Raw genomic sequence first — 15759 nt, 5'->3', positions numbered from 1 at the left:
GTGTCTGCCGAGGAGTCCGATCCTCTGGAGTCCGGCGAGCTGACCCTCATCGGCCAGATCACCCACGCCAGTAACGCCACCCTGGTGTGCGACGCGATCGAGGGTGAGACCACCGTCCGCTGCGTGTACAAGCCGGTCCGCGGGGAGCGTCCGTTGTGGGACTTCCCCGACGGCACGCTCGCCGGACGTGAATACGCGTCGTATCTCGTATCCGAGCAGCTCGGGTGGGGTGTGATTCCCCGCACTCTCCTGCGGGACGGTCCGTTCGGCCCGGGGATGGTGCAGCGGTGGGTCGACACCCCCGACCGGCACGCCGACGACACCGGCGGTCTCGACCTGGTCGACATCTGCGCTCCCGACGCCGTTCCCGAGGGGTGGTTCGAAATCCTGCGCGCCACCGACATGGACGGAGAACCGGTCGCGCTCATCCACGCCGACGACCCGCGGCTACAGCGGATGGCGGTCCTCGACGTGCTGATCAACAACGCCGACCGCAAGGGCGGCCACGCACTCGAGGGGCTCGACGGGTCCGTCTACGGCGTCGACCACGGCATCTGCCTGCACACGGAGAACAAGCTGCGGACCGTGTTGTGGGGGTGGGCCGGGACGGAGGTGCCGGGCGCCCTCGTCGTCGACATCGCCGAACTGATCTCCTCGCTCGAGGGCGACTTCGGTACGCGACTGGGTGAGCACATCACGTCCGGCGAGGTCGCCGCGCTGTACGAGCGTGCCGTGGACCTCCTCGCGGCACCGGTGATGCCCCGGCCGAACGGCCACCGGCCGATTCCGTGGCCCGCGTTCTGACGGAACCGTTCGGTGCCCGTGGGGGCGGCGGCTCCCTCCGAGGCGGAAATGCGGGTCCACTAGGCTCGCTCTCATGCAGTCTTGGTCCGAAACCGCTGTCCCGTCCGTTCCAGGCCAGGGGCCTCCGCTGCGGTTGTTCGACACCGCTGACCGGCAGGTACGTCCCGTCACTCCCGGACGCACGGCCACGATGTACGTGTGCGGTATCACCCCCTACGACGCCACCCACCTCGGTCACGCGGCCACGTACCTGACGTTCGATCTGGTGAACCGGATCTGGCGTGACGCCGGGCACGACGTGCACTACGTCCAGAACGTCACCGACGTCGACGACCCGCTGTTCGAGCGCGCCAACCGCGACGGCGAGGACTGGGTCGTCCTCGGCATGCGCGAGACCGCGCTGTTCCGCGAAGACATGGAAGCCCTCCGGGTGCTGCCCCCGCGCGACTACATCGGCGCGGTGGAGTCGATCGGCGAAGTGATCGAGATGGTCGAGAAGTTCGTCGCGTCCGGCGCCGCCTACGTCGTCGACGACCCCGAATTCCCCGACGTGTACTTCCGCGCCAATGCGACCGAGCAGTTCGGGTACGAGTCCGGCTACGACCGCGAGACGATGGACAAGTTCTTCGCCGAGCGCGGCGGCGACCCCGACCGCCCCGGCAAGGAAGATCCCCTCGACGCGCTGGTGTGGCGTGCGGTCCGCCCGGGGGAGCCGTCGTGGCCGTCGCCGTTCGGTCCCGGGCGCCCCGGCTGGCACATCGAGTGTTCGGCCATCGCCCTCAACCGCATCGGCTCGGGTTTCGACGTGCAAGGCGGCGGCAGCGACCTGATCTTCCCGCACCACGAGTACTCCGCGGCGCACGCCGAGTCGGCCACGGGCGACCGTCGCTTCGCCCGCCACTACGTGCACACCGGCATGATCGGTCTCGACGGCGAGAAGATGTCGAAGAGCCGCGGCAACCTCGTGTTCGTGTCGAAGCTGCGCGGCGAGGGTGTCGACCCGGCCGCCATCCGCCTCGGACTGCTGTCCGGGCACTACCGACAGGACCGCCCGTGGACCGAGCAGGTTCTCGCCGACGCCTACACCCGGCTGCAGCTGTGGAAGGACGCCGCCGCACTCGAGTCGGCGCAGTCGGCCACCGACACGATCGCCCGCCTGCGTCAGCATCTCGCGGACGATCTCGACACCCCGAAGGCGCTCGACGCCCTCGACGGCTGGGCCCGTCGCGCCCTCGACAACGGTGGCTCGGACACGAACGCGCCGGGCGAATTCGCCGCCGCCGTGGACGCCCTGCTCGGTGTGCGCCTCCGGCGCCCGTGAGTACTTGTTAACCACCGCCCGCGGTTAACAAGTACTCACGGGTCAGGCGAACTCGAGGGCACCCTCCGCGGGCGTCGGGACGCGCCTGCGGAGGGGCGAACCGAGCGCCTGCGCCAGGTCGGTGCCGTCGTGTTCGGCGAGTAGTTCGCCATCCGACCACACGAGCAGCGTGGCGCTGACGCTCTGCTCGGCTGTCGAGTGCGCCAGATCGTAGTGCGCGCACCCCGGCACGCCGCCGTACGTGATCCACAGGTCGAACCCGGTCATGAACAGGTCGAGGTCGAATTGCACGCTGAGGCCGAGCAGTTCGGCCCGGCCGTTGTCGTCGACGCCGGCGAACGCCTCGTCCAGCGCCAGCAGTCGCGGTGCATGGGGGTCGGCGGAATCGAGCATGACGTGCGCTGCGGCGAACAACGGCAGGTGCAGCGAGACGGACTGCTCGCCGCCGGAGAGTGCGCTGTGCCGGGCGACGGTCAGCCGGTCTTCGTTGCCGTTGCCGCTGATCAGGGTGAACGAGAACACCCGCCACCGCCGGTAGTCGAGGGCGGACGCCAGGATCTCCGGGTACGAACGCTCCGGGTGGGCTGCGCGGGCAGTCCTGATCTGATGGGCGAAGTGGGCGCGCATCGTGGCGAGCTCGTCCGGCCCCAGCGCCGAGGTGTCGCGCTCGAGCAGTTTGGAGATCGCCTTCGCGCTGTCGTCGAGGTTGTCGGCGAGCACCCAGTGGACCCCGATGGTGTTGCCGGACGACATCCGGCGCTCCCGCATCTCGGTGCCCATCCGGGCGATGAGTTCGCGGGCGTCGACGGTCCGTTCGTGGATCTGCTGTGCGAGACCCGTGAGCAGCGCGTCCTCCAGGATGCGACGCTCGGATTCGGTGAGCAGCAGTTCCTGATCGGAGCGAGCGGACGCGATGCGGGCGGCGAACTCGCCGATCGACGAGTAACCCTCGTCGTCCTGCACCTGCACCACGGTCACGCCGTCCGGGGCGTCCCACTGCAACCGGTAGTCCTGGCCGGCGGCCGCCAATTGTGCGTCGAAATCCTGCAGCGCGGTGGTGAGCGCGGTGCGCGTCGACTTGCGCGCCGAGTCGCTGACCCGCACCGATTCGGTGGCGCCGTCCAGTGCGCGGAACAGTGCGTCCACTTCGGGCGGCAGGATCGGGGTGTCGTCTTCGGCGTTCTGGATTCGATACACCAGCTGTTCGGCACTCATCCACGCCGCCGAGCTCGCCGGCCAGGTGTGGCCGCCGTCGACGCCGAGGAGTTCGAGTAGGTCGCGCCGGGCGTACGGCGCGAGGCGGGCGGCGTCGGCGTGCGTTTCGGTGAGCGCCAGCCGGAGCGTCTGGACGGCGGTGTTGTACGCGCCCTCGGCTTTACCGATGGCCTCACCCGCGTCCTTGTCGGCCTTGCGGGCGTCGCGCTGCTCCTTCTTGCATGCCTCGATCCGCGCGTGCGCCTCCTCGAGTTGCCGGTCCAACTGCTCGGCCCCCGCTCCCAGCGTGTCGCGCAGCGTCTCGAGGCGTTGGACCTGTTGCGCGAGAACCTCTTCGGCGATGGCAGCTTCTTCCGCGAACTCCTCCGCGCTGCCGCGCGCCTCGTGCAGTCGGTCCTCGGACTCGCGGGTGTGCTCCACCTCCTTGGCGTGTTCGCGCCTGCACCGCTGCACCATCTCGCCCTGCTTCTCGAAATGCCGGACGGCCGCGGCGAGCGAGTCGATCTCGCGGGCGACGTGGGGAGTCCGGTGCGTGGACGCAGTGGCCCGGAGCTGCTTCTCCTTCGCGGACAGGTCGGCAATGGCCTGGTCGAGTTCGCGACCGACCGCTGTCGCCGTGTCGGAGCGGCTGCGGAGTGCGCCTGCGGATTCAGTGACCTTCTTCAGCGCCGTGAGGATCGATCCGGTGCGGGGCAGGGCCTGCGCCGCCGCGGTGGTCCGCGACAGCAGCGCCGCTGCCGCATCCGCGGCCGCCCGGGTCTCGTCGAGGGTCGCCCGCGTTTCCTCGAGGATCCTGTCGAGTTCGGCGATACGGGTGGCGCGCCTGCGGGCCCGTGCGGTGGTTCCGATGTACTCGGCGTCCGATTTCGTGTGGCGTCCGCGCTGGATTCCCTGCCGGTACGCACCGTCTTCGGCGACACCGACCGGACCTTCGGACAGGTCGAGGGATTCGAGGGCGATGGACTCGAGGATCCCGCGCACGCGATCGTCGGGAACGCCCGTGTCCTGTTCGACCTCGAGAACGTCGGCGAGGGTCGTGCCGGTGGGCCGATCCCCGGCCGGAAGGGCCACGAGGAACTGTTCGGATTCGACGTCGGGGAGTGCGTCGTCGACGGGCACCCAGCCGTCGAGGAGATTCGCGGCCTGCAGTGCGGCTTCGATTCCTGCCGCCGCGGCGACGTCGACACCGTCGGCGAAGCGGACGAGGCGCCACAGCGGTGCACCGGTCAGCCGGGACCGGGCGTCCTGCCGGGCGGTCGAGAGCGGCGGGGCGTCGTCGTGCTCGGATTCGATGGCCGCGCGGGCGGATTCGTGTTCGGCGATCGCCTCCTCGGCGGCGGTGGCGTCGCGGTCGCACTGCTGACGACGCAGCCGGAGCGCGTCGACGGTGTCCGTCGTCTGTTCGGTCAGCGTCTCCGACAGGGTGGCGGCGTCGTCGTCGCCGATCCGGCCGAGGGCGGTGTCCAGGGCCTCGAACAGTGAAGCGGGCGTGTCGATCTCGGCGTAGAGGGACGACTGTTCCGTCCACCAGGACCGGAGTTCGCCGGCGCAGCGGCTGCGGGCCGACTCGACCGCGGTCTCGGCCTCGAGTACGGCCACCGTCGCGGTGTCGAGTTGCTCTTGGCCGCGGCGTGCCGCCTCGTCGGCGCGGGTCCGCTCGGTGGCGGCCCTCTCGACGGTGGCGAGCGCGGCCCGGACCGCGCGGATGTCGCCGTCGCGTTCTTCGGTGTGCCCGCGCAGCGCCGCGGTCAGCTGGTCGGTGCGCGCGTTCTCGGGGAGTGCGGTCCAGGTGATTCCCGCGTCCTCGGCGGCGAGGTGAAGTTCGTCTTCGGCGTGGGTGAGCGCCTCGACGGCGCGTGCGACGGCGTCACCGGCCTTGGCGTGTTCCTCGGCTCGCTGTTCGAGGGTCGCCTTGGCCTTGCGCGCCTTCTCGGCCTGCAGTTCGGTCGACTTCTCGAGCGTCGAGACGGCCTGCGCGAGGTCGTCGAGTTGTGTCCGTCCCTCGTATGCCGTCGACCGCTTCAGCGCGTCCAGGGTGGCATTTGCCTGGTCGAGTGCGCGTTCGGCGGCGGTGAAGCGTTCTTCGGCGGCCGCTCGACTCTCCTGGCTGCGGGCCCGGTCCGCTGCCGCCCCATGGAGGGCGGCGATACCGGATCGGACGGCCTCCAGGCGGGTAGCGAGGTGGTCGACGTCCGTACGTGCCTGCTGGCGAAGGTATTTCGCGTACACGCCGACGAAGCTCTGTGCCGCCTGGTCCGCCGCGGCCAGCCCCTCGAGCGCCCGGCCGACCTCCTCCATGTCGCTGAACGAACGGGCAGCCTCGAGGACCAGTTGCTCGTCGAGCGGTCGCAGACCGTCGGTGAGTGCCTGCGACAGTCCCTTGGGGTCGAGGTTCTTCGCGAGCTGAGGTCGCCGGAGCGTGAGGATGAGGTTGATCAGCTGGTCGTAGCGCTGGACGCCGAGCCCGAACATCCGGGCGTCGATCGCGGCGCGGTAGTCGAGCGGCCGGTCGGTGATGGAGTCGGTGCCGATCTGTTCGCCCAGTTGCTTCTTCGTGAGCGGACGGTCGTCGCTGCCGAGCAGGGAGAAGTCGACGCCGACGCGTCCGTCGGCGACGAAGTACCAGCGCGTGACCTTGTCGTTGGTGCGGGTGGCGCGCATGCCGATGCCCACGGTGACGGCCTCGGGGTCGTCCTTCGCGCCGCGGCAGAACTCCATCCAGACGTACGAGTACGCGCTGTCCTGCCCGCGGTACAGGAGGTTCGACTTCATGGTGCGTTCCTCGCCGGCGAACGGATTGAGCCGCCGGGGTTCGATCCGGCCGTCGAGGACGAACGGGAACAGCACTTCGAGGGCCTTCGTCTTGCCGGATCCGTTGGGACCGCGGAGAACGAGGCGACCGTCGGCGAAGGAGAACTCCTGATCGCGGTAGTCCCAGAGGTTGATGATCCCGGCGCGGGTGGGCCGGAAACGCGCACTCGTCATGCTGTGACTTCCTCGCTGTCGTTCGCTGAGCTCTGGAACAGGTCGATCTCGGGTGTGCGGTCGCGGATCGTGACCACCACACCCCGGTAGCGGGCGAGTGCCGGGAGTGCGAGCACACCACCCGGCACGGCCGCGGTGAGGCGTAGCCGCTCGAGCAGCGCCAGCGCCGCGCGTCCCAGACCGTCCGGGTCCGCCTGCCACCCGGCGGCGAACGTGCGCCCGAACCGTTCGGTCAGTGTCCGGACGGTGCCGGCGATCCACGCGTCCTCGATGACCGGGAACAGCCGGTCCGCGGGGGCGGGGTCCGCGGGTTCGAATCCGTCGTGGCCGGCGAGGCTGTCGAAGATCCCGGACTGCGGAATGGCGCTGTCGACCTGTTCGATCAGGTCGTCGAATCGGTCCCGCGGCAGCGGCATCCGGGCCGTCTCCGGGGCATCCGGATCCAGTACGCGATCGGCGATCTCGCCGGCGAGCAGGAGCGCGACCTGCGCGACCGTTCCCGTACCGGGGAACCGGACGTCGGACAGACGTCCGGAGGAGTCGATCATCGCGACACCCTCCTCACGCCGCTCCGCGACCAGTCCGGTGAGCAACTCGACATCGGCTGCGGTGCGGGGGAGTGCGAGTTGCATCAGCTCGTCATCGTCGAGGTCGGCGGCGTAGACCACGGGCCGTTCGACGAGAGCACGCCGGACCCGCCGCGCGGTCTCCTTCACATCGACCGGCCGGGCGGTCCCGAACTCGGAGGTGTCGTCCTCGGTCACCGCGTCCGCACCGGCGAGCAGTCCGCGGATGGACCGGAGGTGCTGCAGTGCGCGCGGCGGCCGGAACAGGGCGATGACGACGGACCTGTCGATGTCGTAGAGCGCCTCTCCCGCATCGGGATTGGCGGCCCAGCCGCCCGCGTCGCCGTCGGCGAGGGCGATCGCGCCGCGGGCGGCGAGCCAGCCGACGGCGTCGACGAACGCATCCCGGTCGGACGCGCGTTCCGTGGACAGGTCCACACCGTCGACCTGTGCGGCGTCGGCGGCCACGTGATCGGCGAGCTCGGACAGGGTGATCTGGTTTCCGGCGCGGCCGAGGGCGGCCAGCGCCAACGCGAGGTAGGCGTAGCGGTACCGGTCGAACGTGCGGTCGGTGGCCGTCTTGGCCGGGGTCCCGGCGTCGAGTCGGTCGCTCACCGTGAACAGCCGGGCGGTCGTCTCCGTGACTTCGAGTCGGTACCCGAAGAGCGTCATCAGATCGTCGCGTAATTCGGTGGCCCACCGGCGGAGCAGGGGGAGTGCGATGCGATCCGGATAGGTCTGTGTCACCAGGTGATTCGACAGAATGACGCGGGCGGCGCGCTGATACGAGTCGAGGGCGAGCGGCGAGATCTCCCGTGCCTTCACCGAACGCTCACCTGCAGTCCGTCGAGGTGCAGGCGTCCTCGGGCGGTGCGCACCACCGTCGATTCACTGTGTGGGCTGAGGGTGAGCTTCACACCGTTCTCCGATCCTGTGCTGCTCTTCACACGGCCGCTGACCGGAACCCGCGCCGTCAGCGCGGCGTTGAGCAGACTCAGCAGCACGTCGGTTTCGGCCTCGTCGAGTTCCCGCTCGTAGACCCCGCCCCGGGCCAGCGACTGGGCGGCGGCGGCGCGAAGTCGTTGTGCGGTCAGCTGTTCCTCCCGCAGGCGGCGCACGCTGCCCTCGTTGCGCTGCACCCGTGCGGGCAGGCCGGGCGACGGGGGACGTCCCGTCTCGGCCAGCGTGCGGGAGATCTCGACGGGCTGGGCCTCCCACCACGACCGCGTGTCGGGAATGATGTCGGCGTCCGGATGCACCATCGACAGGTGGCGCGGACGCCCGAGGTCGAACACGGCCTGGAACAGCGCATGCGCGGCGTCCTCGGTCGGAGTCGCGGCGAACCAGCCTGCGAGGTGGCGTAATTGGCTCTCCCTGCTGACACCGCCCTTGCGGGTCTCGGTGACGCGGCGCAGCAGCGACAGGACGGCGGCGATGGCACTCATCGTGCCCTCGCGGAGGCGTTCCGACTCGCTGAGACCGGCCTCGCTCCCGACGAACCAATGCGTCAATCCCGCCCATCGCGCGCGCCAATCGGCTTCGCGCTCTTCGATGCCGAGGAACACCCGCTCGTCGCTGGCGGCGGCCCGCGCCACCATCGTCTCGACGCCGGTGTCTTCCACGAGCGCGATGGCCGCCGCGAGTTTCGGTGCAAAGCGTGAGAGGTCGGAGCTGAACTCGCGCATGTGCGTGAGGAGAGCGTCCTTGTGGGACATGAACGTCTCGGGCGTGATCTCCGTGGTGCGGACGAGGTCGCCGAGGGTCAGGTAGAACTGGGCGGCGTGTCCGGCCATGTCCGACAGCGTCGCGTCGAGACGGTTGAGTTTCCGGTACACGAGGTCGTTGTCGGCCGCACGATTCGCGGCGGCCAGGTCGTTCATGTCGGCGAGGAGGTCGGGCAGCGCCAGGCGGGACAGCGACGCGTCGTCGAGCCGGGCCGCCAGAGCGTCCTCGACGGCTCGGAACACCTGGTAGCCGGCCTGGCTGAACTGATAGACGAAGTGCCGGTTCCGGTATTCGGCCAGCGTGGCGGCGCGGGTTCCGTCGTAGCTGCGTTCGAGCACTTCCCAGACGTGCAGTTGCTCGAGCAGGGGAGTGACGTCGCCGGCGCCGAGTTGTCCGGACGGATCGTCGCAGGCGAGACCGTCCAGAATGCGGGCGACGTCGCCGGCGTGGAGCAGGACGACGTAGTTGGCGCGGGCGTGGTCGAAGGCCCGCAGCACCCACAGGTACTCCGCGCGCTTCTCCGCCGTGGTGAAGGCGAACAGTTTCAACCGGTCGTCTCGGAGTGGGGGAGCAACCGCCGAACGCGCTGCGCGCAGCCCCGAGGGGGACCGACCGGGATCGCTGCCTGATTCACTCACCGTGACAGGTTATGCGGTCGCCCAGCCGTCGAGCGAACGCCGTGCCGACGCGCACCACCAACGCTGGAATCTGAATCGGAACCTGACGGAACGCTGTAATTTACCGAATTCAGGTGCTCGGTCGCGTATGATCCACCCTCTGTCACCGATGTTCCATCCTCACGATCAACCCGCCTCACCCCGCCGCTGCACCGATGACGGGAGGCAGGCATTCAGAGGACGAACAGCACGAAGACGATCGCCACCAGCACGAGAGCCAGCCCGACTGCCGCGGCGACGAGCCAGGACGCCCGGGACGTCGGGTCGGAAGTGGATTCGTCGCCGGACTGCGCGACTGCGCGAGGTTCCGGTGGTGTCGCGACCGCCGTTCCGCCCGACGCCCGGGCAGGGGAGGCGCCCACCGCCGCGGCCGACGCGGGGTTGGGCGTGCGCGTCGCCGGCCGGCTCGCGGTTGTCGAGGTCGAGGGCACCGGCTCGCCGACCACGGCGTCGATCACCTCGGTGACGTCGTACGACGGCGGCAGGCCGATCGGGGTGACCCTGTGAGTGGTCGGGTTGAATCCGGCGGCGCGGATGGCGGCACCGAGCGCTGCGGTCTGCTCGGGACCCGGGCCGACGACACATCGCACACCGAACTTCTCACCGACGGTGTTCGCGAACCCGTGAATGGCCGCGGAGTCCCGCGCGATCAGGCCGTCGCCCGTGATGACCACGGCATCGAGGTTGCTGGGCAGCCAGCCGAACGCCCCGAGCGCGGTGGCGATCTGGGCCGTGGGAGAACCCCCCGAGGAGAAACGAAACGCCTTGCCTGCCTCGACGCCCGAGCGGATCAGCGCGACGGTCGCGCCGGTGTCGTCGACGTGATAGATGCCGACCAGCTGCCCGGGACGCTCCGCGATCTCGGATTCGAACCAGGCTGCGGCGGCTTCGGCGTCCGAGACGAGGGACAGGTAGGACATGTCGGCGTAGTCCAGGGCGTCGCGGAGCGCCGCGACGGCGGCCGAGTCCCAGCGGGTGGGGTAGGCGGCCATGATGTCGGGGGCGCCGCCGGTCCGGCCGCCGTGGTCGGGGAGAGGTTCGCACTCCCGGAGCAGGCACCGCATCGCGCCCGCGACCAGGTCTTCGGCGCGGTACCGCGATCCGTCACCGACCGCGACACCGGCCGGGTCGCCGACGCGGGGAAGGAACCCCGACACGGTGTGGGTGTCGCCGATCGTGTGTGGCGCCGACCCGCCGAGAATTGCGGTGCCGTCCGGGCACATGTGCAGGACGGTGTCCCGGACGATGACGACCGGATCCGGGGATCCTGGATCGTTCGACGCCACCACCGCGGTGGACACGACACTGCCGATCCTGAGCCCGACTCCCATGGACATGCAAGTACCCCTATTCGTTTTGCGAACGGATCGCGACTTCCGTCAGGCCCGTTCCGACTCACTCGGTGAGGCCACAAGATGTACATCCTGCTACCCGAGCACGCTTGTGCGCGCCATCACGCGCGGCGTGGCGTGGTCGTGTTGCGCACACTCGGGCATTTTCGCCCGCGGCGAGTGATCGGTCAGGTAACCGTCGGTGCGCCGAGGGCTGTTCTCCACTCGGTCACGTTCTCGGTCATCCAATCGAGGAGGTGCTCCGCCTCCTGCGGATGACGACCGGTGCCGGCGAGAAGATCCGCGAAGGCCTGGGCCGGGGCGACCAGACGAACGTTGTCGCGGAACAGGGTGCGCTCGAAGACCGCAGCCGATCGGGGAGTGGCGACGAGGACGTTGGCGCCCTGATCGACGGGGCGTAGCTCGAGTGCGCCGGCCAGCGCCTCGCCGTGGTCGGCGTAGATCTGGACCTGATGCGCCGGCGCGTATTCGACGAACGCCGCCGCGGCGAGTGACCCGGTCACCGCGTAGAGGTGGCCGGAGACCTTCCCGAGTTTCGCGACGAACGACTGCACTCCCTCGGGTGCGAAGTAGCCGACCGTGGGGCAGTCCTTGAAACTGGAGTCACTGCTCCAGGCGCGCAGCATCTGCTGCCACCGGACGCTGGTGATGGGGCCACGGGGGAGACGTTCGAGCAGATCGCGTTCCTCCAGGGTTTCCACCACCCGATAGGTCGCGCCGGTGGACGCGCCGGACAGTCGGACGAGTTCGGGGACCGTCAGCTGACCCGAATGATCGGCGAGGGCGCGCACGACCCGGGCGGCAGGATCGCCGGTCAGCTGGGCGGCCGGACGGCCGGGGCCACGCCACGGGTCGGCGTCGGCGCCCCGGTCGCGCACCCAGATCGCAGGCCGGTCCGCCGCCAGGGAGGTGTTGCCCGTCGCATCGGCGTAGGAGAGACCCCTGGCGTCGAGTTGACGGCGAACCGGCTCGGAAAGGTAACGGGCGCAGACGAATCCGCGATCGGATCCGGACAACCCGTCGGCGAACCGGGCGGCGTCGCCCGCGAGCACCCCCCGGGCGGGGATGACGGAGAAGGACGCCACCTCGCCGTTGGGTGCGCCGACCAGCAATCGTTCCGGCGCGTCGGCGAGGGAGCGGGACTTTCCGGACGTCAACGTCCAGCCGTGGGGGAGTGCGGCCTGGAGGGTGGCGATCGCCCGGCGGTAGAGATCGATGTCGCGTTCCGGCTTGGGAAACGGCACCTTCGGCTCGCTGCCTGCGAATTCGGCGTTCTCCTGATTCGGCACGTCGTCAGTCTACTAAATCGGTCCGAGACGGAACCGGAAAATACACCGAATGATCGTGGTCGGTTCCGAGCCTCGCCGAGTGGTCGGATCCCGCCACAACTCACCACTTCCACGTGGACCGGCTCCCACGGGCACAGACGGCGTGAGGGAGTTCCACTCCGTCCGTCGGGTTCAGGGGCGTCGGGCAATCCATACGGTCCGGCTGCCCCGCACCGTCAGATCCCCGCGGTGCAGGACGCTGTCGGGGTCGTCGTCCGCGAGAAGGTGATCGAGAGTGTCGCGGTCGTCGGCGGCAAGCTGTCCGTCGAGCGCGGAGCGAATGCGGCGCAGGAAGTTCTGTGCATAGCGTCCGGTGGTGGGTGGGGCCGGGGTTGCCTCGCTGGTGAAACTGCGCTCCTCGACGTCCACGAAACCGGCCCGTTCCACATGGGACCGCCAGTTCGGGTGCGCGTTCCAGTCCAACCGCGCCAAGGCCTCGTGGCAGCGCGACTCCAGGCCAGGGCGGCCCAGGTCGAGGTCGTCCGGCAGAAGGCGCGGCAGCGCGTCCATCTCGACGACCACCAGCACGCCGCCGGTATTCAGCGCACCGTACATGTCCTGGAGCACCCGGTCGGGGTCGGCGACCTCGTGCAACGAGGAGGCTGCCCACACGACGTCCGCCGCGTCGACTGCGGGCCAGGCGACATCCAGATCGGCGTGCACGACGCTCAACCGCCCGGCCAGTCCCTGCCCGTGCGCGGCCGTGCGCAGGCACGTGAGCATCACCTCCGACCTGTCGATCGCGATCACCTCCGCCGTGGGGAATTGCCGAGCCAGGGTCAGGCTGCCGACGCCCGTGCCTGCCCCCACGTCGACGACGCGGCGCGGGGTCTCTCGGGTGCGCTGTCCGACCCATTCGGCCACGGAATCCAGGTAGGACCCGAACACCTCGGCGTCCAGGTCCAGTAGATCCGCGAGCGCCGCCTCGTGCTCGGGAGTGTGCCCGCTGTGGTGATGGGAATGCTGTGTCATGGCTCCAGGTTAGCCACATCCTGCGTTGCACGCATACACTCTTGCCTATGACGCAAGAAGTCGGGTTGGACAGCGTGATCCGTCAACGCATCAGGGGGCTTCGGCTGGCCCGCGGCTGGTCACTGGACGTGCTCGCTGCGCGCTGCTTTCTCAGTCCGTCCACGCTGAGCCGCATCGAGACCGGCCACCGCAGGATCGCCCTCGACCAACTGGTCCCGATCGCGCGGGCCCTCGGCACCACGCTCGATCAGCTCGTCGAGTCCGTCGAGGACGAGGACGTGGTGATCCGGCCGCAACCCGAACACACGCGAGGCCTGACGATCTGGCTGCTTTCCCGCGAACGCGCGCTCCACGGCGCGACCGTGGCGAAGATGCGCATCACCCCCGATCGGCCCGCCGGCCCGGAGCATGTGAGTGTGCACCCCGGCCACGAGTGGTTCACGGTGTTATCGGGGACGGCCCGCCTGCAGCTCGGTGAGCGAACCATACTTATCGAAGCCGGTGCCGCAGCGGAGTTCTCGACCATGGTGCCGCACTCCATCGGCGCCCACGACGGTCCCGTCGAGATCCTCACGATCTTCGACCACGACGGGGAGCGTGCCCACCTGCACGCCGATCACAACGAGTAGAAAGGACGGACATGTCGTCTTCCGACACAACGGGTCAGACAGAGTTTCCGGCGAGCATGGGGAAGGTCTCCCGTCGTGAGCTCGCGTCCCACGGCTATACGCGTTTCGATCAACTGACGACGGTCACCGCCAAGGAACTGTTGAATATCCACGGCGTCGGACCGAAGGCGATCCGAATCCTCGAGGAGGAACTCGCGGAGCGGGGGCTCGGCTTCGCGAAGTGAACCGAGTCCGGCCGCGCTACAGCAGGCCGTGCGTGCGCTGATAGGTAGCCGGTGGTGTCCCGACCACGTGAGTGAAGACCCGGGTCAGGTGAGCCTGGTCGCTGAACCCCAGTTCGTAGGCGAGCGCCGACCAGTCGATCCTCTCGCCCGAGTGGGCGGCGCCGGCCGCGTCGAGGATGCGGAATCGCTGGATCACCCACTTCGGGCCGATGCCGACGTACTCGGTGAACAGCCGTTGCAGGGTGCGCAGGCTGCAGCCGGCGTGTGCGGCGAGCTGGTCTGCCCGGACGATGTCGCGGTTGCACTGGGCGTCGCCCACCAGGGCTGTGATCTCCCGTCCCGTCGGATCCGGAACGGGATCGGTGCGGAGAAGGTATTGCTCGAAGGTGTCGATCATCTCCGCGCTGTCCGTGCCGGCGAGGATCCGCTCCGCGACCGGGCGATCGTCACCGGCGAGCAGATGCCGTCCGGGCTGGACGGTTCCCGAGATCGCGCCGACGCTGCCCTTCAGCAGAGGCCGGAACCCTCCGGCGTGGAAGGCGGCTCCCAGCACGTGGCCGTTCCCGGTCAGTGTTCGGTAGAACGGCGACCGGGAGATCCCGTGCACCAGCAACTGTCCGTCCTCGGCAGCGACATGAACGCGGGGCTGGGGCACCACCTGCTGTCGATGAGGCTTCGGCACCGACCACCTCACCAGCCAGTGGTAGTCGACGAACTCGGCCAAAGCCTCTCGGGGAGCGACCCGTTCGACCTCGAACCCCGGTGTGGCGGCCGTCGGGCGGACGATCGCCTCGGGGTGTCCTGGCACAGTCGACATTCGCTCATCCTAGTGTCGCGAATGTTCAAGAACGCCACGCTGCCTCGTACCTAGAGTCACGTGTCATGAGCTACTCACACACTGTACGAGGCAAGTTCTCCATCGCCGCGTGGTCGGAATCGGTAATCGTCGACATCGACGGCGAAGGCACGACCGCCGGCGACACCTACTACCCCACTCGCGGTGCCAACCGAGCGACCGTCGCGTACTCGTACTCCGGGGACATCGAGGGAACGAGCACAGTGGTCTACCTGATCGCGTACAAGGCCGATGCCGCGCCGGTGCTCGGCCTCGAGCGTTTCGAGGGCTCGATCGGCGGGCACGACGGGACGTGCGTGTTCCAGCACATCGGCAGCCAGGACCAGGGTTCGGTGTCGGCCCGGATCGAGGTGGTGCCGGGTATGGGCACCGGCGGTCTGATCGACCTACGCGGCAGCGCGGACCTGTCCATCGCAGGACCCGGCGACAGCGGCTACGAATTCGTTCTGTCGTACGACGTCGGCTGATATTTCGACGTCGCTCATGTCGTCGTGGGTGCGGCGAGGGGCTCGAGGCCACACGCCGTCGCGAAGCCCTGTGATTCGATGCCGAGCGCGGTGTTGGTGCGTGTCATGAGATTCGCCAGCGCGACGAACGCGGTCAGTTCCACCAGCGCGGCCGGGCCGAGCGCCTCGAGCAGCCTGGCCGACATTTCGTCGGTGACCGTCGGCGGGGTCTGGGTCATCGCTTCGGCGTACTCGAGCACATCCCGCTCCAGCGGGGTGAACACGTCCGACTGGCGCCAGCGGGGCACCTCGCGTGCTTTGGTCAGATCGAGCCCCTCGTTGTGGGCGTGGAAGTAGCCGAAGTCCAGGCAGAAGCTGCATCCGACCAGGCAGGCCACCGCCATGTGGGCGAACGACTTCAGGTTCTCGTCACACTGATCCCACTTCCGTGCCTGGCGGCCGACGCTGAAGCTGAAGTTCAGCACCTTCCGGTTGTGCCACGCGACCTCGACCGGTTCGGCTACCTCGCCGAGCATCTTGCGGGACATCCGCTTGACGATCGCGCCGTAGATGCCGGTCAGCTCGGCCTTCGGGATCCGGGTACTGCTGGCCATGATTCCTCCTCCGGTTGTCGTGCTCTCGACATGAGACACCGGCCA

General features: G+C 69.1%; 13 protein-coding genes. 5 read left to right on the top strand and 8 right to left on the bottom strand.

Going from position 1 to position 15759, the window contains the following annotated elements; translation table 11 throughout:
• Both QM841_RS32700 and mshC read left to right on the top strand, forming a co-directional pair.
• Positions 1 to 804 carry an SCO1664 family protein gene (locus QM841_RS32700; protein WP_283335154.1) on the top strand — a complete coding sequence of 268 codons (804 nt, stop codon included), beginning with the start codon at positions 1 to 3 and terminating at the stop codon, positions 802 to 804.
• Between the two features lie 73 nt (positions 805 to 877).
• Entirely contained in the window at positions 878 to 2125 is a 1248-nt protein-coding gene (mshC, locus tag QM841_RS32695) for a cysteine--1-D-myo-inosityl 2-amino-2-deoxy-alpha-D-glucopyranoside ligase (protein WP_283335153.1), read from the top strand.
• 42 nt (positions 2126 to 2167) lie between these two features.
• Here mshC and QM841_RS32690 read toward each other — a convergent pair whose 3' ends face one another.
• The 6 genes from QM841_RS32690 to QM841_RS32665 all read right to left on the bottom strand — a co-directional run bounded on the left by QM841_RS32690 (position 2168) and on the right by QM841_RS32665 (position 12945).
• Complete coding sequence (locus QM841_RS32690; protein ID WP_283335152.1) at positions 2168 to 6325, bottom strand: TIGR02680 family protein; 4158 nt, start codon at positions 6323 to 6325, stop codon at positions 2168 to 2170.
• Positions 6322 to 7716, bottom strand: a complete 1395-nt coding sequence (locus QM841_RS32685; RefSeq protein ID WP_280780038.1) for a TIGR02678 family protein — start codon at positions 7714 to 7716, stop codon at positions 6322 to 6324. The genes QM841_RS32690 and QM841_RS32685 overlap by 4 nt, the downstream gene beginning before the upstream one ends.
• A complete protein-coding gene (locus QM841_RS32680; protein ID WP_349307438.1) occupies positions 7713 to 9164 on the bottom strand; it encodes a TIGR02677 family protein in 1452 nt (483 codons plus the stop codon). Before QM841_RS32680 ends, QM841_RS32685 begins: the two co-directional genes overlap by 4 nt.
• 302 nt (positions 9165 to 9466) lie before the next feature.
• On the bottom strand, positions 9467 to 10630 hold the full coding sequence (locus tag QM841_RS32675; RefSeq protein ID WP_280780039.1) for a hypothetical protein: 1164 nt from the start codon (positions 10628 to 10630) through the stop codon (positions 9467 to 9469).
• Between the two features lie 182 nt (positions 10631 to 10812).
• Positions 10813 to 11934, bottom strand: a complete 1122-nt coding sequence (locus QM841_RS32670; protein ID WP_280780040.1) for a helix-turn-helix domain-containing protein — start codon at positions 11932 to 11934, stop codon at positions 10813 to 10815.
• Positions 11935 to 12105: 171 nt separating this feature from the next.
• The gene (locus QM841_RS32665) at positions 12106 to 12945 is read right to left on the bottom strand and encodes a class I SAM-dependent methyltransferase (RefSeq protein ID WP_283335151.1); all 840 of its coding nucleotides are present in this window, start codon (positions 12943 to 12945) and stop codon (positions 12106 to 12108) included.
• A gap of 47 nt (positions 12946 to 12992) precedes the next feature.
• Between QM841_RS32665 and QM841_RS32660 the strand changes: the two genes are divergently transcribed.
• Complete coding sequence (locus QM841_RS32660) at positions 12993 to 13574, top strand: helix-turn-helix domain-containing protein (RefSeq protein WP_105416260.1); 582 nt, start codon at positions 12993 to 12995, stop codon at positions 13572 to 13574.
• Between the two features lie 11 nt (positions 13575 to 13585).
• Positions 13586 to 13798, top strand: coding sequence for a helix-hairpin-helix domain-containing protein (locus QM841_RS32655; protein ID WP_283335150.1), 213 nt, complete (start codon positions 13586 to 13588; stop codon positions 13796 to 13798).
• A 16-nt stretch (positions 13799 to 13814) separates the two neighbouring features.
• Here the strand turns inward: QM841_RS32655 and QM841_RS32650 are convergent, their stop codons facing one another.
• Positions 13815 to 14615 (bottom strand): helix-turn-helix domain-containing protein, encoded by an 801-nt coding sequence (locus tag QM841_RS32650; protein ID WP_283335149.1) that lies wholly within the window; start codon positions 14613 to 14615, stop codon positions 13815 to 13817.
• A gap of 65 nt (positions 14616 to 14680) precedes the next feature.
• On the opposite strand from QM841_RS32650, the gene QM841_RS32645 reads away from it, so the two are divergent.
• The gene (locus QM841_RS32645; RefSeq protein WP_283335148.1) at positions 14681 to 15121 is read left to right on the top strand and encodes a DUF3224 domain-containing protein; all 441 of its coding nucleotides are present in this window, start codon (positions 14681 to 14683) and stop codon (positions 15119 to 15121) included.
• 14 nt (positions 15122 to 15135) lie between these two features.
• On the opposite strand, the gene QM841_RS32640 is transcribed toward QM841_RS32645, so the two are convergent.
• On the bottom strand, positions 15136 to 15714 hold the full coding sequence (locus tag QM841_RS32640) for a carboxymuconolactone decarboxylase family protein (RefSeq protein ID WP_283335147.1): 579 nt from the start codon (positions 15712 to 15714) through the stop codon (positions 15136 to 15138).
• Positions 15715 to 15759: the final 45 nt, after the last annotated feature.

It is taken from the genome of Rhodococcus sp. IEGM 1307, assembly GCF_030056915.1.
Lineage (GTDB): Bacteria > Actinomycetota > Actinomycetes > Mycobacteriales > Mycobacteriaceae > Rhodococcus_F > Rhodococcus_F opacus_D.
The sequence above is the reverse complement of the archived record's forward strand: the minus strand, read 5'-3'. Positions and strand labels throughout refer to the sequence as shown.